The following is a 243-nucleotide window of genomic DNA, read 5'->3' on the forward strand; positions in this document are numbered from 1 at the left end:
GTGTTGTCGTCGAATGTGAAAGTGAGTTCGTTCTGTAACATCAATGAGGCAGTCTTGTTGCCGCAGGTCACGGTCGGCGCGAGTTGCCGCCTGCAGAAAGTGGTGGTGGACCGCGGCTGCGCGATCCCGGACGGCACGGTGATCGGCGAAGATCCGGTGGCCGACGCCGAGCGTTTTTATCGCACCGACGACGGCGTCGTGCTCGTCACGCCCGAATCGCTGCGGCAGGAAGCGACCTGAGTC

The 243-nt window shown here is 62.6% G+C and carries 1 pseudogene; it reads left to right on the top strand.

Annotated features, from left to right (window positions below):
- Positions 1–240 (top strand): annotated as a pseudogene (gene glgC / locus ACCC94_RS30480) (glucose-1-phosphate adenylyltransferase); the annotation flags it as partial.
- Between the last annotated feature and the right edge of the window lie 3 nt (positions 241–243).

Source organism: Pseudomonas sp. Pseusp97, from assembly GCF_047304025.1.
Lineage (GTDB): Bacteria > Pseudomonadota > Gammaproteobacteria > Pseudomonadales > Pseudomonadaceae > Pseudomonas.